Origin of the sequence: Sphingomonas sp. 66-10 (assembly GCF_001897045.1) — a bacterium.
Taxonomy (GTDB): Bacteria; Pseudomonadota; Alphaproteobacteria; order Sphingomonadales; family Sphingomonadaceae; genus Sphingomonas; species Sphingomonas lycopersici.
The window spans coordinates 58,757-84,426 of the sequence record NZ_MKRR01000097.1; the positions used below are offsets into that span (position 1 = coordinate 58,757).

General features: G+C 66.9%; 18 protein-coding genes and 1 pseudogene. 9 read left to right on the forward strand and 10 right to left on the reverse strand.

From position 1 onward, the window contains the following. The first annotated feature begins 7 nt into the window (after window positions 1-7). Window positions 8-1,777 (forward strand): transferrin-binding protein-like solute binding protein, encoded by a 1,770-nt coding sequence (locus tag BGN95_RS08425; protein ID WP_286772356.1) that lies wholly within the window; start codon window positions 8-10, stop codon window positions 1,775-1,777. After that, entirely contained in the window at window positions 1,774-3,117 is a 1,344-nt protein-coding gene (locus tag BGN95_RS08430; protein ID WP_286772357.1) for a surface lipoprotein assembly modifier, read from the forward strand. Before BGN95_RS08425 ends, BGN95_RS08430 begins: the two co-directional genes overlap by 4 nt. Window positions 3,118-3,162: 45 nt before the next feature. Here the strand turns inward: BGN95_RS08430 and BGN95_RS08435 are convergent, their stop codons facing one another. From BGN95_RS08435 to BGN95_RS08475, 9 genes are all read right to left on the reverse strand, one after another. Continuing rightward, window positions 3,163-3,387, reverse strand: a complete 225-nt coding sequence (locus tag BGN95_RS08435; RefSeq protein ID WP_286772358.1) for a hypothetical protein — start codon at window positions 3,385-3,387, stop codon at window positions 3,163-3,165. Window positions 3,388-3,509: 122 nt separating this feature from the next. Further along, window positions 3,510-4,196: a pentapeptide repeat-containing protein gene (locus BGN95_RS08440; protein WP_286772359.1), complete on the reverse strand. Its 687-nt coding sequence runs from the start codon at window positions 4,194-4,196 to the stop codon at window positions 3,510-3,512. Between the two features lie 9 nt (window positions 4,197-4,205). Continuing rightward, window positions 4,206-5,378 carry a CaiB/BaiF CoA transferase family protein gene (locus tag BGN95_RS08445; RefSeq protein ID WP_286772360.1) on the reverse strand — a complete coding sequence of 391 codons (1,173 nt, stop codon included), beginning with the start codon at window positions 5,376-5,378 and terminating at the stop codon, window positions 4,206-4,208. Window positions 5,379-5,464: 86 nt separating this feature from the next. Further along, window positions 5,465-6,634: a dipeptidase gene (locus BGN95_RS08450; RefSeq protein WP_286772361.1), complete on the reverse strand. Its 1,170-nt coding sequence runs from the start codon at window positions 6,632-6,634 to the stop codon at window positions 5,465-5,467. A gap of 130 nt (window positions 6,635-6,764) precedes the next feature. After that, a complete protein-coding gene (locus BGN95_RS08455; RefSeq protein ID WP_286772362.1) occupies window positions 6,765-8,462 on the reverse strand; it encodes a serine hydrolase domain-containing protein in 1,698 nt (565 codons plus the stop codon). A 368-nt stretch (window positions 8,463-8,830) separates the two neighbouring features. Next, entirely contained in the window at window positions 8,831-9,454 is a 624-nt protein-coding gene (locus BGN95_RS08460) for a LysE family translocator (protein ID WP_286772363.1), read from the reverse strand. A 59-nt stretch (window positions 9,455-9,513) separates the two neighbouring features. Continuing rightward, on the reverse strand, window positions 9,514-10,791 hold the full coding sequence (locus BGN95_RS08465; protein ID WP_286772364.1) for an aminotransferase class V-fold PLP-dependent enzyme: 1,278 nt from the start codon (window positions 10,789-10,791) through the stop codon (window positions 9,514-9,516). 14 nt (window positions 10,792-10,805) lie between these two features. Next, complete coding sequence (locus BGN95_RS08470) at window positions 10,806-13,259, reverse strand: TonB-dependent receptor plug domain-containing protein (protein WP_286772365.1); 2,454 nt, start codon at window positions 13,257-13,259, stop codon at window positions 10,806-10,808. Window positions 13,260-13,375: 116 nt separating this feature from the next. Continuing rightward, entirely contained in the window at window positions 13,376-13,813 is a 438-nt protein-coding gene (locus BGN95_RS08475) for an Rrf2 family transcriptional regulator (RefSeq protein ID WP_286772366.1), read from the reverse strand. Between the two features lie 87 nt (window positions 13,814-13,900). On the opposite strand from BGN95_RS08475, the gene BGN95_RS08480 reads away from it, so the two are divergent. Then, on the forward strand, window positions 13,901-14,680 hold the full coding sequence (locus tag BGN95_RS08480) for a class I SAM-dependent methyltransferase (RefSeq protein ID WP_286772367.1): 780 nt from the start codon (window positions 13,901-13,903) through the stop codon (window positions 14,678-14,680). 178 nt (window positions 14,681-14,858) lie between these two features. Here BGN95_RS08480 and BGN95_RS08485 read toward each other — a convergent pair whose 3' ends face one another. Next, window positions 14,859-16,007, reverse strand: a complete 1,149-nt coding sequence (locus BGN95_RS08485) for a pyridoxal phosphate-dependent aminotransferase (RefSeq protein ID WP_286772368.1) — start codon at window positions 16,005-16,007, stop codon at window positions 14,859-14,861. A gap of 311 nt (window positions 16,008-16,318) precedes the next feature. Here BGN95_RS08485 and BGN95_RS08490 point away from each other — a divergent pair, with 311 nt between their 5' ends. The 6 genes and pseudogenes from BGN95_RS08490 to BGN95_RS08515 form a co-directional block, all read left to right on the forward strand. Further along, entirely contained in the window at window positions 16,319-16,645 is a 327-nt protein-coding gene (locus BGN95_RS08490) for an ACT-like domain-containing protein (protein ID WP_286772369.1), read from the forward strand. Window positions 16,646-16,890: 245 nt separating this feature from the next. Then, window positions 16,891-19,575: a TonB-dependent receptor domain-containing protein gene (locus BGN95_RS08495; protein WP_286772370.1), complete on the forward strand. Its 2,685-nt coding sequence runs from the start codon at window positions 16,891-16,893 to the stop codon at window positions 19,573-19,575. Between the two features lie 51 nt (window positions 19,576-19,626). Next, a complete protein-coding gene (locus BGN95_RS08500) occupies window positions 19,627-22,857 on the forward strand; it encodes an alpha-L-rhamnosidase (RefSeq protein ID WP_286772371.1) in 3,231 nt (1,076 codons plus the stop codon). Further along, window positions 22,854-24,371 carry a carboxylesterase/lipase family protein gene (locus tag BGN95_RS08505; protein WP_286772372.1) on the forward strand — a complete coding sequence of 506 codons (1,518 nt, stop codon included), beginning with the start codon at window positions 22,854-22,856 and terminating at the stop codon, window positions 24,369-24,371. Before BGN95_RS08500 ends, BGN95_RS08505 begins: the two co-directional genes overlap by 4 nt. Before the next feature lie 11 nt (window positions 24,372-24,382). Next, window positions 24,383-25,258 carry an alpha/beta hydrolase gene (locus BGN95_RS08510; protein ID WP_286772373.1) on the forward strand — a complete coding sequence of 292 codons (876 nt, stop codon included), beginning with the start codon at window positions 24,383-24,385 and terminating at the stop codon, window positions 25,256-25,258. Then, window positions 25,255-25,670, forward strand: a pseudogene (locus BGN95_RS08515) (hypothetical protein); the annotation flags it as partial. The gene BGN95_RS08510 and the pseudogene BGN95_RS08515, both read left to right, overlap by 4 nt.

Here is a 25,670-nt window from a genome sequence, read left to right on the forward strand (position 1 = left end):
GGTTGCAATGAAAGTGAAGTTTGCGTTGGCGGTGCTCGCATGCACCGCTTTGACTGCGTGCGGCGGCGGGGGCACCAATAGCCCGGGCACCACGCCGGGGCCGACCCCTACGCCGACACCCACCCCGACCCCGACCAACACGACGCTGACCGATCTCAAATACAGCCAATCCTTCGCCACCGACGCCGGCAGCAGCACGCAGACGCTCGACCTCACCACCAAGACGGTCATCACCGGCAAGCCCACGGCGGGCGCGCTGACCGTCAGTTACGACGCGCAATCGAACAGCTATACGGTATCGACCAACGGCCGCAGCCAGGTCTTCGCCCCGGGCGACAGCATATCGGGCGAGCCGAACGAGGCACGCTACTTCAAGGACGGCACGGCCGAGCGCAATTACCTCACCCTGGTCAAGACGCCCTATACCGGCAAAGATCCGACCCAATATGTCGGGCTCGGCTATTGGCAGCGCAACACCACGTCGGGGACGCAGCAGAATCTCGATTTCGTCGCTTTTACCTACGGGCTCGACACGCCGGCAGCGAACATGCCGCGCACCGGCACCGCTGCCTTCACGATCGACGTCTTCGGGCTGGCCTCTTTCCCCGGCTATGAGCCGCGTTCGTTCCAGGGCCGCGGGACGTTCAGCACCGATTTCGGCGCCGGTATCTTCTCGGCGCACAGCTATGTAACCGAGACCGAACTTACCTCCGGGCAGGGAACGTCAGGCGGTGGTATAGAGCTGACCAGCGCAGGCAACCTTTCCGCGTCGAAAGGCACATTCAGTGGCAACATGTTCTATGGTGGGGCTCGCGGCACCGCAGGGGGCCAGCTGAGCGGGCGCTTCTACGGCCCCGGGGCGGAAGAGCTAGGCGCGAGCTTCTCCGGCGGCGACGGCAACGGCGGCGTCGTTAGCGGCGCGTTCACCGGCCAGCGCGGCGGCCAAGTGGACAATCTGACGTTGACCAATCTGACTAAGGCGCAATTATTCTACGTGCCGTTCGCGTTGCTCACTACCAACACGCTCGACGGTCAGGCCGGGCTGTACAGCGTCAGCACCTACACCACGAGCGGCCAGCTTAACTGGCTCAACAGCGAGACCTTCACCTACGGCCCCGGGTTGTCGAACCTGCCGGGCGGGCAATTTACGATCAACGACAAGGTCGCGAGCAGCGATCCCAATTTCACCGCCTATCGCAAGACGTTCAATGGTCAGGACGTGTCGCTCGAACTGTATCGCCCCGGCAGCGGCAACACCGAACTGGCACTGACCTATGCCAGCCTCGGGCGCTGGGCCACGTCGAGCAAATCGGGCATCGTCAACGAAACCGACCGCGTCTATTTCGTTTATGGCCTCGAAACCCCGACCGGCCTGCTGCGCGCCAAGACCGGGACGGCCAATTATGCAGGTATCGTCTATGGCGCGGGCGCGAACAAACAGGCCAATGCGACCTATGACGTGACCGGAAGCTCGCGTTTCGCGGTCGATTTCTCGGCGCAAAGCTATAGCGGCGCGCTGGCGCTCAGGGGCGCCGGGACCAATGGCACCCCCTCGATCGATTTCGGCAGCTATGATTTCGGCGGAACGATCATGAGCAGCGGGGTGATGCCCGCGCCGATCTCGAAGGGCGGCGTGACGATCGCCGGCGAACTGCGCCCGGTTTTCTACGGTCCCGACGGCAATGAGATCGGCGCCACCTTCTATTTGACCACCCCGACCGGCGTGCCCGGCGCGGGGACGACGATCGCCGGCGCAACCGTCGCGCGGAGGCAGTGAGGCGCGATAGGCGCGCGGGGATCGCATTAATCGCGGCGGCGGTGTTTTCCGCCGCCCCCGCGCGTGCGCAACAGAGCGAGCCCGGCGCTTCCCCTGCGCCAGCCAATCATCTCGCCGCGCCAGATCTGTTCGCGCTTGCCGATCGCGCGAAGGCGACGGGGCAGACCGACGAAGCCGCGACGCTTTACGATGCGCTGGCGCATGACGCGAACCCCGACGTGCGTGCGGAGGCGCGGTTTCGCAAAGCGATGATGCTCGCCGAGCTCCGCCGTTACGGCGACGCGGCGGTGGCGTTGCGCGCGCTGCTCGACGAACAACCGGGGGCGGTGCGCGCGCGGCTCGAACTCGCCCGGGTGCTGGCAGCGATGGGGGACGAGCCGGGCGCGCGCCGCGCGTTGCGCCAGGCGCAGGCCACCGGGCTTCCCGAAACCGCCGCGCTTACCGTCGAGCAATTCGCGCGCGCATTGCGCTCCGCGCGGCCGTTCGGCGCGTCGTTCGAGCTCGCCGCCGCTCCCGACAGCAACATCAACCGCGCGACCCAGGCGCGGACGCTCGATACCGTCATCGCCCCGCTGACTTTGTCGAAGGATGCGCGCGCGCAATCCGGGGTAGGATTGAAGATCGGCGGCCAGGCCTTCGCGCGGATCGATCTCGCCGACGGGCTGGCGCTGCTGCCGCGCGTTGCGGGGATAGGAAATTTCTACCGCGAGGGTGCGTTCAACGACGTGTCGGCGTCGGCGCTGCTCGGGCTCGAATGGCGACGCGGCAGGGACCGTATCAGCCCGTCGCTGGGCGAGACGTGGCGCTGGTACGGCGGGCGGCCCTATGCGCGGACCGCCGCGGCGTCGCTCGACTGGCTCCATCCGCTCAACCGACAGAGCCAGCTGCTGCTCCACGGCGGGATTTCGCGTGCAACCTATGTGCGCAACACGTTGCAGGATGGCACGATCTACGATGCGACGCTCAGCTATGAGCGCGCATTGAGCGCACGGCAGGGTATCGGACTGACGCTCAACGGCTATCGCCAGACCGCGCGCGATCCGGGCTATGCCACCTGGTCGGCCGGCGCGTCGACATTGGTGTGGCGCGATCTGGGCAAGGTGACGCTGGTGGCGTCGACCGGGCTCTATCGGCTCGAGGGCGATGCGCGGCTGTTCCTGTTCGCGCAACCGCGGCGAGAATGGCTGTTGCGCAGTTCGCTGTCGGGCACATTCCGCCAGCTTACATTCGCCGGCTTTGCGCCCAATACGCGGTTGGTACTCGAACGTAATTGGTCGACCGTCGGATTATATGATTACCGCCGCATCGCAGTGGAATTAGGGGTGGCGCGGGCCTTCTAGCCGAAGGCGGCCCGCGCGATCGCCGCGCGAGCCGCCTGCCCCCGTTCAGCTTTGCGAGTCGTCGCTCGGCGCGGGTGCGTCCGCGTCGGTGTTGGCATCGGCATTGCCGTCGCCGCCGAGCATTTCCTTGACCTTGCCGACGCCCTCGAAACCGGCGACCGCGGCCGCCGCCTTGGCAAGCATGCCGGCATTGGGGTCGACCGCCTCAAGCGCCTTGTCCGCCGCGAAGGCGCCGGCGGCTTCCTCGATGAAATTGGTGATTTCACCCATCTTTACGCTCCTTACAGACCGGGATCGGTCCGTCGAAGCATCCGCCAACCCTGCGGGGGAGTCGAATGAATCATCGGTCATAACTTCCCCACAGTCCGGCCAGACGGCAGCGGAGTCGCGCGCTACATGATCATCAGGCCCAACTCGCTCAGGAACTGCGCCGCCTGATCGCGCGAGATGATCGCGCCGCGGAACCGGCTGGCATCCTGCCGCCGCACCCCGCCGATATCCGCACCGCGCAGATCGGCGCCCTCGAACCGCGCGTCGTCGAGGATCGTCTCGCGCAGGCTGCAGGCCTCGAACGAGGCCTCGCGAAAATCGCATCTGCTCAGGTTTGCGTGGGAGAAATCGATCCGCCGCAGCTTCGCCTTGCGGAAGAAGCGCGCGTTCATCTTGGCATTGATCAGAAGCGTCTCGTCGAAATGGACGTGGAGCGCCCGCGCGTCGGTGAGGTCGGCGCCGGTGAGCTTGCACCGCTCGATCCGGGCGCCCTCCAGACATGCGCGTTTGAGCGAGGCGTTGTTGAAATCGCACGCGATCAATGTCGCGTCGGTGAAATCCGCGCCGGTGAAATTGGCGAAGGCGCTGCGGCATGATTGCCAGTCGGTGCGTTCGAGCGTCGCGCCGGCGAGATCGGTCTTGCGGAAACTGCAGCGCTCGAACGTCCAGTCGGAAAGATCGAGCCGCGACAGGTCCACCGCTTCGAGATCGCAGTCGACGAGCTTTTGCGGCGCGCCGGCGAGGCGCTCGATCGCGCGCCGGTCGAGTTGCTGTCCGCGAAGGGCGCTGTCGGCGAAAAGATCGTCCACAGCGCGGGATTATCCCTTCACCACCGGGCGAAGCGCGTCGGTCTGTTCTCCTAGCAACGGCGCGGGGCGCGCAGGCGATTTGTCCTGCGCCGCGAACCGCACCGGCGAGACCATCGTGAAATAACCGCCCTCGCTCGGATGCTCTTCGCGCGAAAAGAAGCCGGTGGCGGCAAGGTGCGGGTCCTGCATGATATCGGCGAGATCGCGGACCGCCTGCGCGGGGATTTGCGCGGCATGGCATCGCGCGAGCAGATCGGCGGTCGCGAAACCGGGGGTCAGCCGGGCGATCTCGCGATACATCAGCGCCATATTCTGCACTCTGGCCTTTCGCGTGGCAAAACGCTCGTCCGCGAGGAATGCGGGATTGCCCAGTATCTCAAACGATTTGATCCAGGCATCGTCGTTGTAGAAAACGATGCTGATGAACCCGTCGGCGGTGGGGAACGGCTGCCGGTCGGGATCGAGCTGGCGGGAATAGCCGACCGGGCCATTGGGCGGATCGAAGGTCAGCCCGCCGAGATGCTCGAGCAGCATGAAATGGGTAAAGGCCTCGAACATCGGAATTTCGACCTTCTGCCCCTCGCCGGTGCGGAGCTTGTGGACGATCGCGGCGAGCACCGCATAAGCGCCGTGGAGCCCCGCCACCTTGTCGGCGATCAGCGACGGCAGATAGCGCGCACGCGGATCGCCGTCGACGCGCGGCAGCAAGGTCGCGGTGCCGGTCGCGGCCTGGATCACGTCGTCATAGGCCTGGAGATCGGCATAGGGCCCGTCCTGCCCAAAGCCGACGCAATGCGCGTAGATGATCTCGGGGTTGAGCGCCTTCACGGTCGCATAGTCGAGACCGAGCCGCTCGACGGCCTTACCGCGGACATTGAGCATGAAGACGTCGGCGTCGCGCAGCAGCTCCTTCATCGCGGCGAGATCGTCGGGGCTCTTGAGATCGAGCGTGATCGATTGCTTGCCGCGGTTGAACGCCATGAACCCCGGGCTCATCCCGGGCGTGACCGCCGCCTTCGCCGACCAGCGAAAGGCGTCGCCCGCGCCGGGCGCCTCGACCTTGATCACCTCGGCGCCGAGATCGGCGAGGATTTGCGTGCAATAAGGCCCGAAGACGACGCTCGTCAGGTCGACGATCCTGATCCCCGCCAGCATCGGCTTGCCGTCAACCGCGATTGTCATGCGCCGCTCCGCTCCTGTTTCGACAAAGGGAGAGGAAACAGGCGGTTCGATCAAGCCTCAATCGTCGTTCGGGTGCGGATCGCGCATCACGCGCCGGGCTTGATCCCCGCGGTCAGCACCCGGATGACATTGCCCCCCATCACCTTGCGGATGTCGTCGTCGGAAAAGCCGCGATCGATCAGCGCCTGGGTCACCGCAATCACCTGCGACGCATCGAATTGCGTCGTCACCGCGCCGTCGAAATCCGATCCCAGCCCGACATGATCGATCCCGACCAGATCGCGGACATGCGCGATCGCCTTCGCCACGTCGGCGGGCCTGGTCGAGCAGATCGCGCCGTCCCAATAGCCGATGCCGATCACCCCGCCGGTGCGCGCGACCCCGCGGATCTCCGCGTCGGTGAGGTTGCGGTTGACCTTGCACGTCGCCTGCACCCCGCCGTGGCTCGAGACGAGCGGGCGGCGCGCGATCGCGATCAGCTCGGCGACAGTCTCGTGGCTGGCGTGCGCGACATCGACCAGCATGCCGAGCTTTTCCATCCGCGCGACGACCTGTCGCCCCAAAGGCGTCAGCCCACCCTTCGCGATCCCGTGCATCGAACCCGAGACATCATTGTCGAAGAAATGCGCCAGCCCCGCCATACGGAAACCCGCGGCATAGAGCCGGTCGAGATTGTCGAGCCGGCCTTCCAGATCCTGCAGCCCCTCGATCGAGAGCATTGCGCCGACCACCGGCCGACCCGCGCGGCGATCGGCGACCAACTTGTCGAGATCGGCCGCGGTGGTGACGACGCGCATCTGCCCGTCCGACCGCGCGGCGAAGCGCTTGAGCTTCTCGGCATGATAGAGCGAGCGTTCGAGCAGCGAATTCCACGTCCGCACCGGCTGCATATCGGCGATGACGAGCGCGGTGACCTTGTCGGTATCGCCCGAATTGCCGTCGTAATTCTGGTTCCGCGGCGCCTTGGTCACCGAAGAGAAGACCTGCAACGCATAATGGCCCGCCTGAAGCCGCGGCAGATCGACCTGCCCGCGATCCGAGCGTTTGAGCAGATCGCGTTTCCACAACAGGCTGTCGGCATGCATGTCGGCGACATCGAGCGTCTTGTGCAGCGCTTCGGCGTGCGCGCTGACCTTGAGTTCGGTCGGCGCGACCTTGTTGGCCGAATTTTCGACGACGCCCGGCGCGAGCGTGAAAAATGTGATCGCACCGAACACGAGCACGGCCAATAGGATGATGCCGATCCTGCGCTTCATTGTCGCCTCTCCGATGGTCTTGCCGGTCTTTGCTCGCCGGCCGTCGATATCGATTGGATTCCTCATTCCACAGAAGGAGTCCATATCGACAGCCGCATGGGCCACCCTATCTCAACGTCCGAGCGCTCCGTCAGCTCAGCCGCGGCAGCGGCATGCCACAGAAAGAGACCTGATAAGGCGCGCCGTTGACGACCTTGTCGAACCACAGCCGGGTCACCCCGCCGACGTCCTTCTTCGGCGACCAGAAGCCCCCCGGCCGGCGGACCAGTTCGCCCACGCCTTCGAGGTGGAGCGCCTTGCCGCGCGCCAGCAGCGTGACCCGCTCCGCCGTATTGCCCGTGGTATAGACCCCCGCGAGCGGCTTGAGCGCCGGATCGGCGGCGGGCTGCTCGGGCGCACTGGTCCGCGCGAACCATTGCTCGCCCCACCACAGACCGGTGGCGCGATCGCCCTTCACCTCGAACGTCAGCAAATGCCGGTCGAACAACGGATGATCGGTCGCCAGTTCGTTCTCGCCCGACAGTTCGACGCGTCCCTCGGACCCGCCGGCGACCAGCCGCACCCCGCCCGGCACCGCCTTCAGCTCGAACGAGCGACCCTCGGGGCCGAACCAGCGGCCGAGCAGCGGCGCGGGCTTGTCGACCTTGCGATAGGCGAGCGGATCCGGCGCGGCGGGAAGCGGCTTGCCGTCGCGCACCGCGCGGAGCAATTCGATCGCATAAGCGGTGGTCTTGCGCGGGCGATACGGCCCGACGCGACCGTTGACGCTGGCGAAACAGCCCACCCCGGCGACCGGATCGACGTGGAACGAGGAGGTGAACAATTCCATCCCGCCGGTGTGGTGGAGCACCGGTTTGCCGTCGATCTTCACCTTGGCGAAGCCGCTTGCATAACGCGCGCCGGGGCCGAATTCGTCGAGCTCCATATCGTTCGCGAGCAGCGCCTTGGCGTGCGCATCCGACATGATCGGTGCGCCCGTCCCGCGCCCGAGCGCGAGCACGTAACGCAGATAGCCGAGCATCGCATCGCTCGAAGCGGCGACCGCCCCCGAGGCGAAATCGCCCTCGGCGAGCAGCCCCGATACCATCGGCGATTGCGTCATCACCGGGCGATCCTCGATCATCGGGACATAGCCGGTGGCGTAACGCTTGCGATCGGCGGCGAGCAGATGTGCGGTCGCGTCGGTCATCCCCAGCGGGACGAGCACCCGCTCGCGGATCACCTCCGGATGCGGCCGCCCGGTGATGCGGGTGATGATCAGCCCGAGCAGCAGATAGCCGATGTTGCTGTACGACGCGTGCGATCCCGGCGCGAAACCGTTCCACAACCGGCCGTCGGGCGAAACCGGGAAGAGCGGGGCGTCATGCGCGAAGCCGGCGGCGTGGTTGAGCAATTGCTGGGTCGTGATCGGCGCGTCCGGCAGCGGCACGCCGTCCAGATAATGCGAGATCGGCAGATTGAGGTCGAGCCGGCCTTCGTCGGCCAGCGCGTGGATGCACAAAGCGGAGATCGATTTGCTGATCGACCCGATCTCGAACAGATGATCGGCGCGCACCGGCACCTTGTTTTCGACATCGGCCCAGCCGAGCGCGATCGTCGCGGCGAACCCGTCGGCGTCGACGATGCCGATCGTCATCCCCGGTTGTCCGACCGCGGCGAGTTCGGCGGCGGCATAGTCGCGCAATTTATCGAGCGCCGCGGCATAATCCCGGCCCTTCGACTTTATCACGAGCGTGGCGGGGGTCGCCGCGCGGGCGATCCCCGGCAGCGCGCTTGCCATCATGCCGGCAACGCCCAGTCCCAGCGCTTCTCGCCTGCTGCTGATCATCGATTCCCTTTCGATATTGGTCACTTGGCTTCCACCCCCGGCGCGGGCCGGGATGGGCATTCAGACAGGATGCTCCGGCTTACGGCGGTCTTCATGACGCCGAGCGGCGCGGCTTCCGCCTACGACGTGCTGGCGCCGCAGCGGATTTTTCCGCAAATCTGGCGTGCCAAGACTCCGCGACTCCGCCAAACGGCGCGCGCATCGACCCTTCGCCCGAATTCGGGCACACCCCCTTCCCCTGCGTTCATCCCGACACCTGCTCCCCGTTTCGGCGGTGGATGCGCGGGTCAGAAACTGCCGCTCGATTATCTTATCGGATAATATTCTCTTATTGGAGAAAGGTCAACGCGCCCGCCGCGATCACTTCCTCAACGCGCGGACGAGATCGCGAGCTTGATGCCGAAGGCGATGAAGATCCCGCCGGTCAGCCGATCGAGCCGGCGGATCGCGCTCGGCCGGCGCAGCAGCCGCCCGAGCGGCATCGCCGCCGCGATGAGCGCCGCAAACCAGATAAGCGAGAGCAGCACGTGGACGCAGGCGAGGAAGAAGGAATAACGCGCGACATCGATATGCGCCGGCACGAACTGGGGCAGGAAGGTTACGTAGAACACCCCGATCTTGGGGTTGAGCAAATTGGTCAGCAGCCCCCGGGCGAAGGCGTCCCCGCCGGCGGGCGGGGTAGCCTGCCCCGGATCCAACGCGGTCCGCGGCGCGATCAGCAGCTTCGCGCCTAGCCAGCACAGATAGGCCGCGCCGATGATCTTGACGATCGTATAGGCCAGTTCCGACGCCTTGAGCAGCGCGCCGAGCCCCAGCGACACCGCCCCGCCCCAGATCAGGCACCCGACGGTGATCCCCAGCCCGGCGAGGATCGCCGGGCGGCGGCCGTCGACCGTCGCGGTGCGGAGCACCATCGCGGTATCGACGCCCGGCGTGACCGTCAGGATCGACGCTGCGGCGAGAAACGCGAGAAACAAAGGAAGATCGGCCACGGCCGGCGTGTAGCATGTCCCGACGAGGACGCCCACGCTTTCGCGGCACGGTTAGGTCGTTACCGCCGCAGCGTTCGCAATGCCGCGACCAGCCGCTCGACGTCGTCGCTGCTGGTGAAGACCACCGGCGTCACGCGGACGCAGGCACCGCGCGCGGGGCCGTCGCGTTCGACGGTGAAGATGCCGAAGCGATCGAGCAATTGCTTCGCCAGCGCGCGATTGTCGGCCATGCTGGTCATCCCCTTCAGCCGGAACGAGGTGAGCGCCGAGGTCAGCCGCGGATCGCTCGGCGTCAGCACCTCGATCCCCGGCATGTCCCGCGCCTGTTCGGCCCACAGGTTGCGCAGATGACGCAGCCGCGCCTCCTTGGCGCGGACGCCGATGCGGTGGTGGAAATCGAGTGCGTCGCCCACTGTCAGCAGCGCGGCGATATCGGTCGTCCCGGTGTGGATGCGCTGCTGGATCGTGTCGCGCGCCCCCGGATCCTCGCCGATGCTCAGGTCGATCGCGTCGAGCCGGTCGCGCTTGATGTAGAACAGCCCGACGCCGAGGGGGGCGCCGATCCATTTCTGGCAGGTGTAGCCGATAAAGTCGGCACCGAGATCGCCGACCTTGAAATCGAGCTGCCCGAAGGCGTGCGCCGAATCGACGATGACATCGACCCCGCGTGCCCGTGCCATCGCGACGATCTCGCGTACCGGCACCACCAGCCCGGTGCGGTGGCTGACATGGGTGAGCAGCATCAGCCGCACCCTAGGGTGCGCCTTCAGCGCCGCCTCATAGCTGTCGATGATAGCCTGATAGGTCGCCGGTTCGGGAAGCGCGATCGTCACCACCTCAAGCCCGCGCCGCCGTGCCACCGAGCGGAACCCGGCCTGCATGCTGTCGTAATCGAGATCGGCGTAGAGCAACTGATCGCCCGCACGCAGCCGGTTGTAACCGCCGATCAGTCCGAGCAGCGCCTCGGTCGCGCCGCGGGTGAAGGCGATCTCGTCGGGCGCGGCGCCGATCTCCGCCGCAACGCGATCGCGCAGCGCGATCGCATCCGCCCCGAAACCACGCCGCGAGTAGAAGGATGTCTCGGTATTCACTCGCGCGAGGTGCCGCTGATAGGCGGCGAGCACCGGGCGCGCCATCGCCCCCCAATTGCCGTTCTCGAGCTGGACGATGCCCTTGGGCAGATCATATTGCGCGGCGATCGTTCGCCAATAAGCTTCGTCGGTCGGCATCGCCCCACCCGCAAGAGAATCCCCGGCCAGCGCGCGGACCGGTGCGGCGAGCGTAGCCGCCGCGACGCCCGCGCCCAAGAGTTCGCGGCGGGTGGAGCCGTTGGTCATTATCGCCGCCCCTCTCAATAACGCCATTCGAGGCGGAGATAATAATTGCCGCCATTGGTGTCATAGGGCGAGTTGCGCGAATAGACGAGGCCGCGGCTGGCCTGGAACAACGCCTTGTCGGGATAGGTGTTGAACAGATTTTCCGCGCCGACCCGCACGTTGACCTGTTTAGTCACCTGATAGCCGATCGACGCGTCGAAGAAGGCGATCCCGCCGAACTTCTGGAAGATATCGCCGGTCGCGTTGCCGCTCGAATCGGTCCACGAACCATAATAGCGCCCGCGCGCCGTCAACGTGACATCGCCGATGTCATAGGTGATCGTCGCGCTGGCATTGTGCTTGGGCAGCCCCTTTTCGAAGATCGTGCGCTGCATCAGGTTGTTCGCCGCGGTGAGCGAGCCCGAGGTCACCTTGGTATCGGTATAGGAATAGGATGCGGTGGCGTTGATCCGCCCGCCGCCGAGCGCGTGATTATAGGATACCACCACGTCGACGCCGCGCGTGCGCGTATCGAAATCGTTGGTGAAGAAGTTGATGTTGGTGAAATCATTGGCCCCCGCGACGCCGAGCGCGACGAGCTGCTGGCGGATCGCCGGGGTGACGACGAAGGTCGGCGACAGGCTGAAGCGCTTGGTCACCTTGATCTGATAGAGATCGAGCGACCCGCTCAGCCCGTTCGCGGTGCGCCACACCAGCCCGGCGGTGGCGGTCTTCGATTCCTCCGGCTCGAGCGGCTTGGCGCCGAAGAACGCCGCGACCGGATTGAGCGGCGAGAGCCGCCCGGTGGTGAAGAGCTGGAGCGTCCTGGTATCGAGCCCCTGGCTGATGCTGGTCGAGTTGAGCTGGCCGGGGCTCGGCGCCTTGAACCCGGTCGAATAGGCGCCGCGGATCGCAATCCCCGGCGCCAGCTCATAGCGCGTCGAGAACTTGTAATTGAAGGTATTGCCGAACGTATCGTAATTTTCGTCGCGCAGCGCGGCTTCGACCGTCCAGGCGCTGGTCAGCGGCACCTGCACGTCGAGATAGCCGGCATAATCGGTCTGGCTCCACGATCCCGCCTGCGTCGGCCCGAAGCCGGGGAAGCCGTTCGACTGCGCGGCCAGCCCGGCGGCGGCGCCCGGCCCGACCATATAGGAGGCCGGATCGCCCGCGACGATCTTATAGGTTTCCACCCGGCGCTCGGCGCCGAACGCGATATTCACCGGTTGCGGCAGCCCGGCGACGTCGAGCCGATAGACCGCGTCGGCGTTGAGGTTGAATTCGCGCTGGATCTGATGCCCGAGGTTGAAGTTGAACGGGCTTGCCGGCCCCAGCGAGGCGTTGATCGAATTGTTGAGGATGAACTGCGTGTCGTTGACGCCGTAAGACCCGCTGACATCCCAGGTGAAATTGGACGATCCCTTGCCGCGCAGCCCGGCTACCGCCTGCCCGTCGTTGGCGCGGATGCCCTCGCGCGGCGCGAACCCCGCCGGATAGATTTTGCGCAGATCGAAACCGGGGAAGAACGGCGCGCCGGGCTTGCCGAAGATATTGTCGTTCACCCCCGGGGTCGGGTTGCGCCAGTTGATGTCATTGGCGCCGCGCGTGCGGGCATAAGTGCCGAAGGCGTAGAGTTCGAGCGCGTCGCCGATCGGGGTCGCGGCATCGACCGCGAATTTGAGCGCCTTGAATTCCGGGTTGCCCCAATGCTGCACCGGATTGGGCACCGCGATCTGCGGATTGGCGGCCTGGAAGGCGATCGCGTCGGGGCGCTGCGCGGTGCGCGAGGTGGCGTCGGAATCGCTATATTCGCCAGTGACGACGACATGCCCGCCGCCGTTGAGCGCGAAGCCCGCGCGCCCGCCGAGCTGCCATTGCCGGCCGTCGCCGCGATAATATTGCGAGCCCTGGCCGTAGACCGAGAAACCCGGCTTGTCGTCGAGGATGATATTGATCACCCCGGCGATCGCATCCGAGCCATATTGCGCCGACGCGCCGTCGCGCAGCACCTCGACATGGCTGATGTCATAGGACGGGATCTGCGCGAGATCCGCCGCCTGCGCGCCGCCCGCGCCGCCGTTGAGAAAGGCCGAGCGGTGGAAGCGCTTGCCGTTGACCATCACCAGCGTCATGTCCGGCGACAGCCCGTCGAGCGATGCGGGACGGACGAACTGCGGGCCGTCCGACGACGGCAGACGCTTGACGGTGAAGGTCGGGACGAGCTGCGCGAGCTTGGTGTCGAGGCTGCTCGACACGGTCGACTGGATCGTCTTGGCGGAGAAGACATCGACCGGCGACAGCGCGGAAAACTGGGTTTGCGCCTGCGACCGCGTACCCGTCACGATGACGGTATCCGCGCTGTCGGCGGTCTCCGCCGCCGGGGCGGCCCCGCCGTCTTCGGGAAGCGCGCGCGTCTCCGCAGCCGCCGGCACCGCCAGCGAAGAAACCAATAGCAACGCATTGAACCGCGCGCAGAACGACGCCTTCATATCCCCGTGTCCCTCCCGGATGGTGAGCGCGGAGCTATGGCGAGGCTCAATGACGGTAAGGCTACGCCTCTGTTAAGGAAAAGAGAAAAGCCGGGCAGGCCGACGAAGCCGCACGCTCAGTGATGATGCGCCGTTGCGCAGCGCACGTCGAAATCGCGCGCCAGTTCGGCGAGGCTCACCGCACCCAGCCGCTCGATCAGCAGCGCCTCGGCCTGATGCAAGGCATCCTCCAGCGCATCGTTGACGACCTTCTCCACCGCGCAACCCGGATTGGGATTTTCGTTGCCGATCGCAAAGATGCGCGGGCCGCCCACCGCGCGATGGACATCGAGCAACGACACTTTCGTGAGGTCCGCAGCGATCGCCCACCCCCCGCCATGCCCTTTTTCCGACCGCACATAACCGGCCTCGCGCAGCCCGGCCATCGTGCGGCGGACCACGACGGCGTTGGTGCCGAGCATCCGCGCGATCGCATCCGACGTCAGCGGAGCTTCGTGTCGCGCCATATGGAGTAGCACGTGGAGCATGCGGGAAAGGCGGCTGTCGTTACGCACCTCGCGATCCTCTTCGTCGCGGCCGGGATTGGCAAGTCGGGTCGATCACGATACTTTTAATGTTACGTGATTCGTGGAGTGCCGACAATGCGACAATTCGAGAACCCCGCTCATTGGGACAGCGCCGCGCAGCATTATGAGCGAACCGCCCACCCATTCACCGCGCTTTATGCGGCGGCGGCGCTGGCACGCGTGTCGCTGACCCCCGAGAGCCGCGTTCTCGATATAGCGGCGGGCACCGGCGCGCTGGCGCTGGCGGCGGCGCGGACCGGGGCGCAGGTGCTCGCGACCGATTTCTCGCCCGGTATGGTCGCGCGCATCGCCGCCGCGGGGCTGCGCAATGTCGAGACACGCGTGATGGACGGTCAGGCGCTCGCGCTGCCCGATGCCGGGTTCGACGCAGTGTTCTCGATCTTCGGGGTGATCATGTTCCCCCATTGGCGCAAGGGACTTGCGGAGATGGCGCGGGTTACACGTCCGGGCGGCACCGGCGTGGTCGCGACCTGGCAGGCGCGCGGCGCGGCGACCTTCCTTCTGCTCGGCCAGATCCGCCAGAAGCTGTTCCCCGAGCGCGAGGGGATGACGATGCCGGCCGGCGTGCAGGCGCTGAGCGATCCGGGCGACTTTGCGCGCGAGCTGGTCGCGGCGGGATATCGCGATCCGCAGATCGAAAGCGTGACCCACGATTACGCGCTCTACATCGCCGCACTCGCCGATCCCGATACTTTGTTCGGCATGTCGCCCGACTGGACGAGCCTCACCGATGCCGAAAAGGCCGCGGTCGTGGCCGAGGCGCGGCGGATGGCGGGCGATCGCCCGGTGCTGCCGATCCCTTCAACCGCATTGGTTGCGGTGGCGATCCGATGAGCTGTCGAGCGACCCGCCCCTTTCCTTGTGTCCCGCGAAGGCGGGGGACCCAGGCTGGGCTCCCGCCTTCGCGGGAGCACAAATGAGGTTCGCGCTCGCTCTCCCCCGAAGATCGGGACCCCGACTCCCCGGCGAAGGTCGGGATGGAGGGGACGTGTCCCCAATTTGACGCGATGCTTTACGAGGCCGCCACCGCCGCCTGCTGCGCGGCGAACCACGGCGTCAGGCGGCGCAGGGCCTCCTCGACGCGATCGGTCGACACCGCGAAGCTGAAGCGCACGAAGCGATGCCCCTCGACCGGATCGAAATCGACCCCCGGCGCGGTGGCGACTCCGGTATCGACCAGCAGCCGCATGCAGAAATCCATGCTGTCGTCGGTCAGATGCCCGATATCGGCATAGATATAGAAAGCCCCGTCGGGCGGCGCGATCCGCCGCAATCCCAGCGCGGGCAGCGCGGCGAGCATCAGCTCGCGGTTGCGCGCATAGGTGCGGATATGCCCTTCCAGCTCGTCGCGCTCGTCGAATGCGATCAGCCCGGCATGCTGCGCCAGCGACGGCGGGGTGAGGAACAGATTGCCCATCCGCGCGCGCGCCGCGTCGATCAGCTCGGGCGGCACCACCAGCCAGCCGAGCCGCCAGCCGGCCATGCTGAAATATTTGGAGAAGCTGTTGACGATCAGCGCGCCGGCGTCGTCGCGCAGCATCGACCGCGCGGGGCCGACATAGCTCAGCCCGTGATAGATTTCGTCCGAGACGATGCGGATGCCGCGCCGGCGGCACACCGCGGCGATCGCCGCCATTTCCTCGGGCGCGACGATCGTCCCGGTCGGGTTGGCGGGGCTGGCGAGGATCAGCCCGTGCGGCGCGGGGTCGAGCCGTTCGATCGCCTCGGCGGTGACCTGGAACCTTTCCGCCTCGCCGCAGGGGATTTCCACCGCTTCGAGATGCAGCGCCTTCACCGTGTTGCGATAGGCGACATAGCCGGGCCGCGCGAACGCCACCCGCTCGCCCGGCGCGAACACGCACGACAGAGCGAGAACGAGCGCGGGCGAGGCGCCGCAGGTCAGGATGATCTGCTCGGGGTCGATCGTCAGCCCCTGCGTTTCGGCATAATGCCGCGCGATCCGCGCCTTGAGCGCGCCGCTCTCCCAATAGCCCATCGGATCATGGTCGAGCACATGATGCGCGGCGGCGATCGCGGCGGCGGGTGCGCCGGTGGAGGGCTGGCCGAATTCCATATGGATGATCGAGCGCCCCTCCGCGGTCAGGCGATGCGCGGTGCGGCTGATGGCGATGGCGTGGAACGGATCGATGATAGCGGACATGCGAACCACTTAACGCCAGTAACGGCGAATTGCGATCTCAAGCTGGATCGCGGCGATAACCGGAGGGCATGCTCCGCCGGCACAAAAAGCTGTGGAAATCGCCCGCGATTTTCGGCTAAGCGCCGCGCAGCATGATCACGGCACGAGCCCTTCTTACGATCCTTGCGACGGCGCGACTTACCGCCGGCGCTTCGGTCGTGCAGGGTCGGAGCAGCCGCATTCGAATTACGAGCTGCCGGATCAACTGATCCGGCGCGCCGTCCGCGCCGCTGCACCGGCGCATCTTTCATTCGAATGATGAGTGCTTTTCCATGTCCAATGTCATGTCGCGCGCGGCGTCTGCGCGCCGGAATCAGTCTGCCGAAACCAAGGTGCCGCGTGAGCGGATCGTCACTTTGTCGGTCGCCGCCGACCTCTGCCCGCAGGCGCTGCTCCGCGTGCTCGGGCTGATCGCGCAGCACAATATCCTCCCGCTCTCGATCGCGGCGGAGCGGCTCGAGGGGGTGCAGCATTTCGCGGTCGACGTCGACAATCTCCCCGATCACGCGCTGGCGGTGCTGCTCGCCAAGATCGAGGCGATCGTCGCGGTGCAATCGGCGTCGGTGCGTCCCGCCGAGCGGGCGCGCCTGCCCGCCTGAGCGACCGGCGCGCTTTTTTCTCCCCCTCTCCTGCCACTCCGGCTCGAGGCCGGGTGGCGGCGCGCGTTTACGTGCGGCGCCCCTCCCGAAACCAGATCCCCGCCCTTCGCAATCTAATTTGATCATTGACATGATCGAAAAAGATCGAGATTGAACGATTGTGGAAAGTCGCCGTGTGAGCGATTCCGCCCGCCGGACGACGCGCGGAAAAACAAGAGTTCGAACGATTCAGACGGGGAGGATCTATGAACACCGAAGTTCGACCGCAGCCTAATTCACGTCGGGCGACGCTCGCCGGGCTCTCGACGCTCGCGATCGCGATGATGCTGGCCACCGCCGGCACCGCGCAGGCGCAGACCGCCGCCGCGACCGACACGATCGGCGCGCAGCCCGATGCGCAGCCCACCGAGGATCAGGCCGATGTCGTCGTCACCGGCACGTTGCTGCGCGGGGTCGCCCCCACCGGCACCAATGTGATCGGCATCACGCAGGACACGATCGTCGCGCGCGGCGTCAATTCGTCGAACGATCTTCTCGCCAAGATCCCGCAGGTCGGCAATTTCGGCACGATCCCGGTCGGCCTCGCCAATTTCGGGCTGCCGATCGTGCGCCCCAATATCCGCAACCTCGGCGCATCGGGCGGCAACACCACGCTCGTGCTGCTCAACGGCCAGCGCGGGGTCGGCGCGGGAATCCTGCAGACCACGATCGATCCCTCGATCCTGCCGCCCGACGTGCTCGAGCGTGTCGAGGTGGTGCCCGACGGCGGCTCGGCGGTCTATGGCTCGGATGCGATCGGCGGGGTGATCAACTTCATCACCCGCAAGCGCTTCGACGGCGTGTCGGCCAATATGCGCTACGGCTTCGTCGGCGATTATCGCTCGGTGGACGGCAATCTCACCGTCGGCAAGGATTGGGGCAGCGGCTCGCTCTACCTCTCTTATGCCTATGTCTGGCACAATGAGATCTACAATAAGGACCGCGACTATACCTCGCCCGATCTCCGCGCGAAGGGCGGCAGCGATTTCCGTGTCACCACCTGCGCGCCGGGCAATATCCAGGTCGGCGCGACCAATTACGCGCTCCCCGGGCTCGTTGCCGGCACGGTCAACAAGTGCGACCCGAATGCCTATGCCACACTGTTCCCGCGCGAGCGGCGCAATTCGGTGTTCGGCTCGTTCACCCAGCGGCTCAACGACAGCGTCAGTTTCTCGGCAACCGCTTATTGGTCGCGGCGCGACACGACCGTGAGCGAGGCACCGGGGATGATGTCGGGCACGATCTCGGTGCTCAACCCGTTCTTCCGCTCAATCACCGGCGAATTGCAGCAGAATGCGTCTTTTTCGTTCGCCGACGTCTTCGGCAACAGCCTGAAGAGCCGCCAGCGCTTCGAATCCTACGGCGTCACCCCGGGCTTCTCGTTCAAGCTCAGCGACAAGTGGCAGCTTCGCGCCGAGAGCAATTTCGGCCGCAGCTATAATCAGGTGCGCGAAGGCGCGATCGACACGACGACCGCCACATTGGCGCTCGCCGGGCTAATCCCCGGGATGGCACTCAACCCCTATAACCTCTCCGCCAGCAGCCCCGCCGCGCTCGCCGCGATCCGCAATTACGAGAATTACGGCGATGCGACGCAGGAAATGGCCGATGGCCGGCTGATCCTCGATGGCTCGCTCGCCCAGCTTCCGGGCGGCGACGTGCGCCTCGCAGTCGGCGCGGAATATTATTATGCCGGGCTCGCCTCGCGGATCGCGCAAGGGGCGGTCGGGTCCTATGCAAATGTCAAAACCTCGCGCACCTCGCGCGACGTGCGCTCGGCCTTCGGCGAATTGATGATTCCGCTGATCGGGCCGGAAAACGGCAGCCCCGGCCTACGCGGGCTGCAGCTTTCGGGGTCGATCCGCTACGACGATTACAGCGATCAGGGCGGCACCACCAATCCGAAGGTCGGCATCAATTACAAGCCGATCAGCGACCTGACGATCCGCGGCAATTACGGCACCTCGTTCAACGCGCCGAGCCTCGCGGATACCAGCAGCACTTCGGATTCACGCGCGACCGCGCTCCCGTTCAGCCCGTTCATCGCGCCGGGGGCGAGCCCGCTCAACCAGTTGCGCTCGACCGTCGTGCTGGCGGGGGGCAATCCCAAGCTGCGCCCCGAACGCGCGCATACCTGGTCGGTCGGGTTCGACTGGGCACCGAGCCGGATTCCCGGCCTCGCGCTCAACCTCACTTATTATAATGTGCGGTTCAAGGACGCGATCGGGCTCGTGCCGTTCACCCAGCCGACGTTGTTCACCCAGCCCAATTTCGCCGGCTATTATATCGTCAACCCCACGCTGGCGCAGGCCAAGGCGCTGGTCGGCAACCTCAATGTGGTCGGCGCGCCGAGCATCGACTCGCTCTATGCCGGGGGCAAGAGTCCGTATATCGTGATCGACGCGCGGCGTAACAATCTCGGCGCGGTCAATACCGACGGGCTCGATTTCAACCTGTCCTATGTCCGCAAGACCGGGTTCGGCGCGATCAACGCGAGCGTCGCGGGCACCTATACGCTCAACCGCAAATCGCAGGCGGTGGCCGGCGGCCCGTTCGCCGACGATCTCGAGAACGGCGTCGGCCGCCTCTCCTTCGTCGCTACATTGGGTGGCAAGGCGGGCGGGTTCGTCGGATCGGCCTCGTTCAACTACAGGGGCGGTTATCCGATCCTCCTCGTGCCGCAGCAGACGCGGGTGGACGCCTTCAAGACCGTCGATCTGTTCCTCGGTTACGATCTCGGCGAGCACGGCTTCGTCAAGAATGCGATGCTGACCGTCAACATCGACAATGTGTTCGATCAGGATCCGCCGTGGCTCAACACGTCCGCCGCCTATACCAATGGCACCACGCTGGGTAGGCTCGTAACGTTCGGTATCCGAACCAAATTCTAGGAGGGGGTCATCAAGCCGGTATCATTTCCGTGGTCGATCCCGACGATCGGCGTGGCGGCCCTGCTCGCCGTTGCCGCAGCCGCAGAGGGGGCCGATCCCGCCCCCTCACGGCTCACGGTTGAATATACCGACGCCGCGCTCGGCATCGACGAACCCGCGCCGCGTCTCGGCTGGCAGCCGAGCGCGCGGCGGCAGATCGCCTATCGCATCCGCGTCGCAGACAGCGCCGGGGCGCTCGAGACCGATCGGCCATTGTGGGACAGCGGCCGGATCGCCTCCGCCGCCAACGCGCAAATCCCCTATGCCGGCCCCGCGCTCGCCGCGCGGACGCGTTATTGGTGGCAGGTCAAGACATGGGACGCCGACGGCCGCGAAAGCGGCTGGAGCCGGCCGGCGTGGTGGGAAATGGGGCTGCTCACCCCCGCCGACTGGTCCGCGCAATGGATCGCCGGCCCCGCGCGCCGCGATCACGATTGGGCCGATCTCCGCTTCACCAGCGATCTGACGCTGACAGGCAATTCGATCGACCTGCTGTTCCGCGCGCGCGCCGCGGGCAAGACCTATGGCGAGGCCTATGTCTGGACGCTCGCCGAGGAAAAGACCGGCGCGGTGCTGATCGCGCGGGTGCGGCATTATCCGGGCGGCTCGAGCTCGGGGGTCAAGCTCACCGAATTGAAGCGCGTGCCGCTCACCGGCGTCACCTTGAAGGGCGTCCGCCACCGCATCACGATCACCGCGCGCGGCACGAGCATCGTCACCGCGATCGACGGCAGGCAGGTCGATACGATCACCGATGCCGCGCAGACCCACGGCACGATCGGCTATTCCTCGCGCGACGCCAAGGCCGCGACGATCCACGCCGTCGAGGTGACCGGCACCGGCAGCCCGGCATTCGCGACGCGCTTCGCGGCCAACGACAATCCATTCGTCGGCGGCACGGTCGAGGCCGACGGGCTGGTCGTCGCGGCCGGGGTGCCGAATATCGATATCGTCCTGCCGATCGAATCCCCCGCCCCGCTGGTCCGCAAGGATTTCACGCTGCCGGCGAAGCCGATCGCCGCGGCGCGGCTCTATGTCGCCGGGGCGGGCTGGCCGCGCGTCCACCTCAACGGCGGCACGATCGGTGCGAGCGCGATGGCGAGCGGGTTCACCGCCTATGACAAGCGCGTCCTCTACCAGACCTATGACGTCACCGATCGCGTCCGCGTCGGACGCAACGTGCTCGGCGCCGAACTGGGGCGTGGCTGGTATGGCCTCACCGATCCCAATGAATGGTATTTCAACGAGGCACCGTGGCACGGCGAGCCCGCGCTCAAGACCCAGCTCGAGGTGACGTTCGCCGACGGCTCGCGCCAGACGATCGCGAGCGATGCGAGCTGGCGAACGATCTCTGGCCCGACGCTCAACGATTCGCTCCACCGCGGCGAGCGCTATGACGCGCGGCTGCTGCCGGCCGGCTGGGACATGCCCGGCTTTGCGGGCACGGGCTGGGGCGCGGTACAGACCGTATCCGGGCCGAAGGGGGTGTTGCAGGCCGCCAATGTCGAGCCGATCGCCCCGGTCGCGGACATCCGTCCCGTCTCGCTCAAGGAGGTGAAACCCGGCGTCTGGGTCTATGATTTCGGGCGGATCTTCGCCGGCTGGACCGCGCTCGACGTCAGCGGGCCGCGCGGCGCCACCGTCTCGCTCGTCGCGAGCGAGCGTATCGGCGACGACGGGCTTGTCGTCCCCGCCTCGGGGCTGATCGACGCGCAGCTCCAGACCGATCGCTACACGCTCGCCGGCAAGGGACGCGAACATTGGGCGCCGAGCTTCGGCTATCGCGGCTTCCGCTATGTCGAGCTACGCGGCTTCCCCGGCACCCCGACATTGGCGACGCTGACCGGCAAGGTCGCACATTCGGCGGTCGCCGCGGTGGGCAGCTTCACCAGCGCCGATCCGCTGCTCAACCAGATCGATCAGGCGGCGATCGCCACGATCCTCAACAATATGCACGGCTATCAGACCGATACGCCGACCTATGAGAAAAACGGCTGGACCGGCGACGCCCAGGCATCGGCGGGCGCGGCGGCGCGCAGCCTCGATATCTCGCGCGTCTGGACCAAATGGCTCACCGATTTCCCCGATGCGCAGGCGGCGAGCGGCGAGCTCCCCGAGATCGTCCCCGCCACCCCCTTCTACGGCTATGAGGGGACGCCCGGCTGGTCGTTCGTCTGGGGGCCGTCGACCCCGTGGGACGTCGCGGCGATGATCCTGCCGTGGGAATTGTATCAGACGCAGGGCGACACCCGCATCCTCGCGCGGATGCACGAGATGCAGAAGCGGCTGGTCGATTATACCGCCGCCGTCTTCAAGGCGCCCGACTATCGCCACAACACCGGGCTCAGCGAATGGAGCGCGCCCGGCCCGCTCGATATCTTCGCCACCAACAATGGCGGGATCGATGCGATCACCGTGGCCTATTTCTTCCACGAGGCGGATCTGCTGGCGAAATCCTCCGCGGTGATCGGCAATACCGCCGATGCGACTCGCTATGCCGCGCTCGCCGCCGATATCCGCCGCGCCTATAATGCGCGTTATTGGGATGCCGCGAACGGCTGGTATCGCACGCTCGACGACAAGGGCGCGGCCAAGGCGCCCACCCAGTCGCAGAATATCCTGCCGCTCGCCTTCGGGATGACGCCCGCGGGGGCGGAGCAGAAGGTTGCCGATACGATCGCGCGCGATGTCGAGGCGCGCGGGCTGCGCGCCGGGGTTTATGGCACGCGCTATCTGCTCGATATCCTCAGCGATTACGGCCACGCCGACCTCGCCTATCGCGTCGCGACGCGCACCGACGAGCCGAGCTGGGGCTATTGGATCAGGAACGGGCATTCGACGATGTTCGAGGCGTGGACGCTCAAGGCGCGCTCACTCGATCATCATTATTTCGGGTCGATCGCGGACTGGATGCGCCAGCGGCTCGCCGGCCTGCGCCCCGGCGCGCCGGGCTATCGCAGCGTCGTGATCCGCCCCGAAATCCCGCGCGGGCTCGCCTCGGCCGCCGCGACGATGGCGACCCCGCAGGGCGAGGCGCGCGCCGCGTGGCAGGTCGACAACGGCCGGCTAAGCCTCACCGCGACGATCCCGCTGAACGCGACCGGCGAGATCTGGGTGCCGGCCGGGTTCGGCGCTGTGGGTTCGGCGCCGGAGGGTGCGACCTTGCTGCGCAAGACCGATGCCGCGACGGTATACGCCACCGGCCCGGGCAGCTTCACCTTCGTCACCGGGGATCATCGATGAAAGCCGTTCTGCCTGCGCTCGCACTGCTGCTCGCCGCCGCCGCGCCGGCCGATCAGGCCCCGGTGGTGCGCACCGACGGCGGCGCATTGCGCGGCGCGAGCGCCGACGGCATCGCCAGCTTCAAGGGCATTCCCTATGCCGCGGCGCCGGTCGGCGCGCTGCGCTGGCACGCCCCCGCGCCGGTCGCGGGCTGGACCGGCACGCGCGACGCGACCGGCTATGGCAATGATTGCGTCCAGTCGCGGATGCCGGGCGACGTCGCCAACAGCAATCAGCCGATGAGCGAGGATTGCCTGTTCCTCAACGTCTGGACGCCCCGGCCACGCGCCGGCGCGAAGCTGCCGGTGATGGTCTATATCCACGGCGGCGGCTTCTCGACCGGATCGGGCAGCGCAGCGATCCTTGATGGGACGCGGTTAGCCGCGCGCGGCATAGTGGTCGTGACGCTCAACTATCGCCTCGGGCGGTTCGGTTTCTTCGCCACCTCCGCGCTCACCCGCGAGGCGGCGGGCGGCGCGACCGGCAATTGGGGGCTGATGGACCAGATCGCCGCGCTCGACTGGGTCAGGCGCAACATCGCGGCGTTCGGCGGCGACGCGGCGAACGTCACCGTCTTCGGCGAATCCGCCGGCGGGGAATCGGTCGGCCGGCTGATGGTCTCGCCCGCTGCCAAGGGGCTGTTCGTCAAGGCGATCGCGGCCTCGGGCGGCGGGCGGGATAGCTGGCCCGATCTCGCCGCGGCCGAGGCGAAGGGCGTCGCCTTCGCGACCAGAGAGAATGTCGCGCCCGACGATCTCGTCGCGTTGCGCGCGCTCCCCGCCGACAAGGTGCAGGGCGGCATCAACCTGCTCAACGGCGACGAGGCGCATTATTCCGGCCCGATCACCGACGGGCGCATCGTCACCGGCGATACCGACACCTTGCTCGCCGCCGGTGCGGCGCGCGGCATCAGCGCTATCGTCGGCTCGAACAGCGACGAGCTCGGGTTCATCCCGGCGCCCTTCCGCAAGGCATTCGCCGAAAAGGCCAGCGCGACGCTCGGCCCCGCCGCCGACGCGGTGCGCGCAGCTTATGGCTCGGCGGAGAATTATGAGCGCCACGTTTCGAGCGACCTCACCTTCACCGAACCCGCCTTCTCGCTCGCGACGCGCGCGACGAAGGCGGGGGCGCCGACCTGGCTCTATCGCTTCGGCTATGTCGCCGAGGAAAAACGCGCGTCGCTGCCCGGCGCGGTCCATGCCTCCGACGTGCCGTTCCAGTTCGACAATCTCGCCGCGGCCGGCATCAAGCCGACCGCGGCCGATCTGGCGGCGGCGAAGCAGGTCGCCGATTACTGGACGCACTTCGCCAAGACCGGCGATCCCAACGCCAGGGGCCTGCCCGCCTGGCCGCGCTTCGTGCCGGCCGCACCGGTGATGCTGCGGATCGCCGGCGACAAGACCGACACTGCCCCCGCCGATGCGCCGACGATCAAGGCGATCGCCGCCGCGCGTGACGCGGCGAAGAAGAAATGAGGAAGCCAATGATGCGTATCCTTGCCCGCTTGGCCGCGCTTCTCGCGCTGGTCGCTGGCGCCACGACGGCGCAGGCGCAACAGGCGATCCGCCTGTGGCCCAATGGCGCCCCCGGATCGATGGGCGCGATGCAGCCCGAGACCACCGCGACCAAGGCGCCCTATGGCCGGATTACCCGCAACGTTTCCGATCCGACGCTGACCGTTTTCGCGCCCGATCCCAAGATCGCCACCGGCACCGCGGTGATCGTCGCGCCGGGCGGCGGCTTCCACATGCTGTCGATCGAGAATGAAGGCGATGGCGTCGCGAAATGGCTCAATAGCCTCGGCATCACCGCCTTCGTGCTGCGCTATCGCCTGCTCCCGACCAATGACAATTTCGGGATGGTGCTGTTCGGCCGGCTGATGAACCGCAAGTCGCTGGTGCAGGCGATCACCCCGCTCCGCCCGCTCGCCACCGCCGACGGCGCGGAAGCGGTGCGCTACGTCCGCGCCAATGCCGCGAAATACGGGGTGAAGCCTGATCGCATCGGGATGATGGGCTTTTCCGCCGGCGGCGCGGTGACGGTGTGGACGGTGATGGCCGCCAAGGCGGCCAGCCGCCCCGATTTCGTCGTGACGATGTACCCCGGGGTGGTGGGCGATGCGTTCAACGTGCCGGCCAAGGCGCCGCCGCTGCTCGCGATGGCCGCCAAGGACGATCCGCTCGTCGGCACCGATCCCGTGCGGGTCGTCGACGCGTGGAAAGCCGCCGGGGCGGAAGCCTCGCTGATCACCTTCGCCAACGGCGGCCACGGCTTCGGCATCGCCAAGAGCGGCAAGGCCTCCGATGCCTGGACCGGGCAGGCGCAGGCGTGGTTCGCCGCGAAAGGATTGCTCCGCAAATGAACATGCATGTCGGTACGCTCGGCGCGCTCGCCGCTTTGCTCCTCGCCTCGGGCAGCAACCTCGCCCCCGTCGCGGCAACCCAGCCCGGCACCCCCGCCGGCGGCGCCTGCGCGGCGCTCACCGGGCTGACGCTCGCCGACGGCAAGGTCGTCGCGGCGGAGGAAGTCGCGAAGGGCGCGATGGTCACCACCAAGGAGGGGGTGCCCGGCCTCCCCTCGCAGGTCGCCTTCTGCCGCGTCCGCGCGACGCTCACCCCCACGCCGCGGTCGTCGATCAAGGTCGAGGTGTGGCTGCCGCTCACCGCGGCGTGGAACGGCAAGCTGCTGGGTGCGGGTAATGGCGGCTATGGCGGGAGCATGTTGCTGCCCCAGCTCACGATGCAGGGCGCGCTCGCCAGGGGCTATGCCACCGT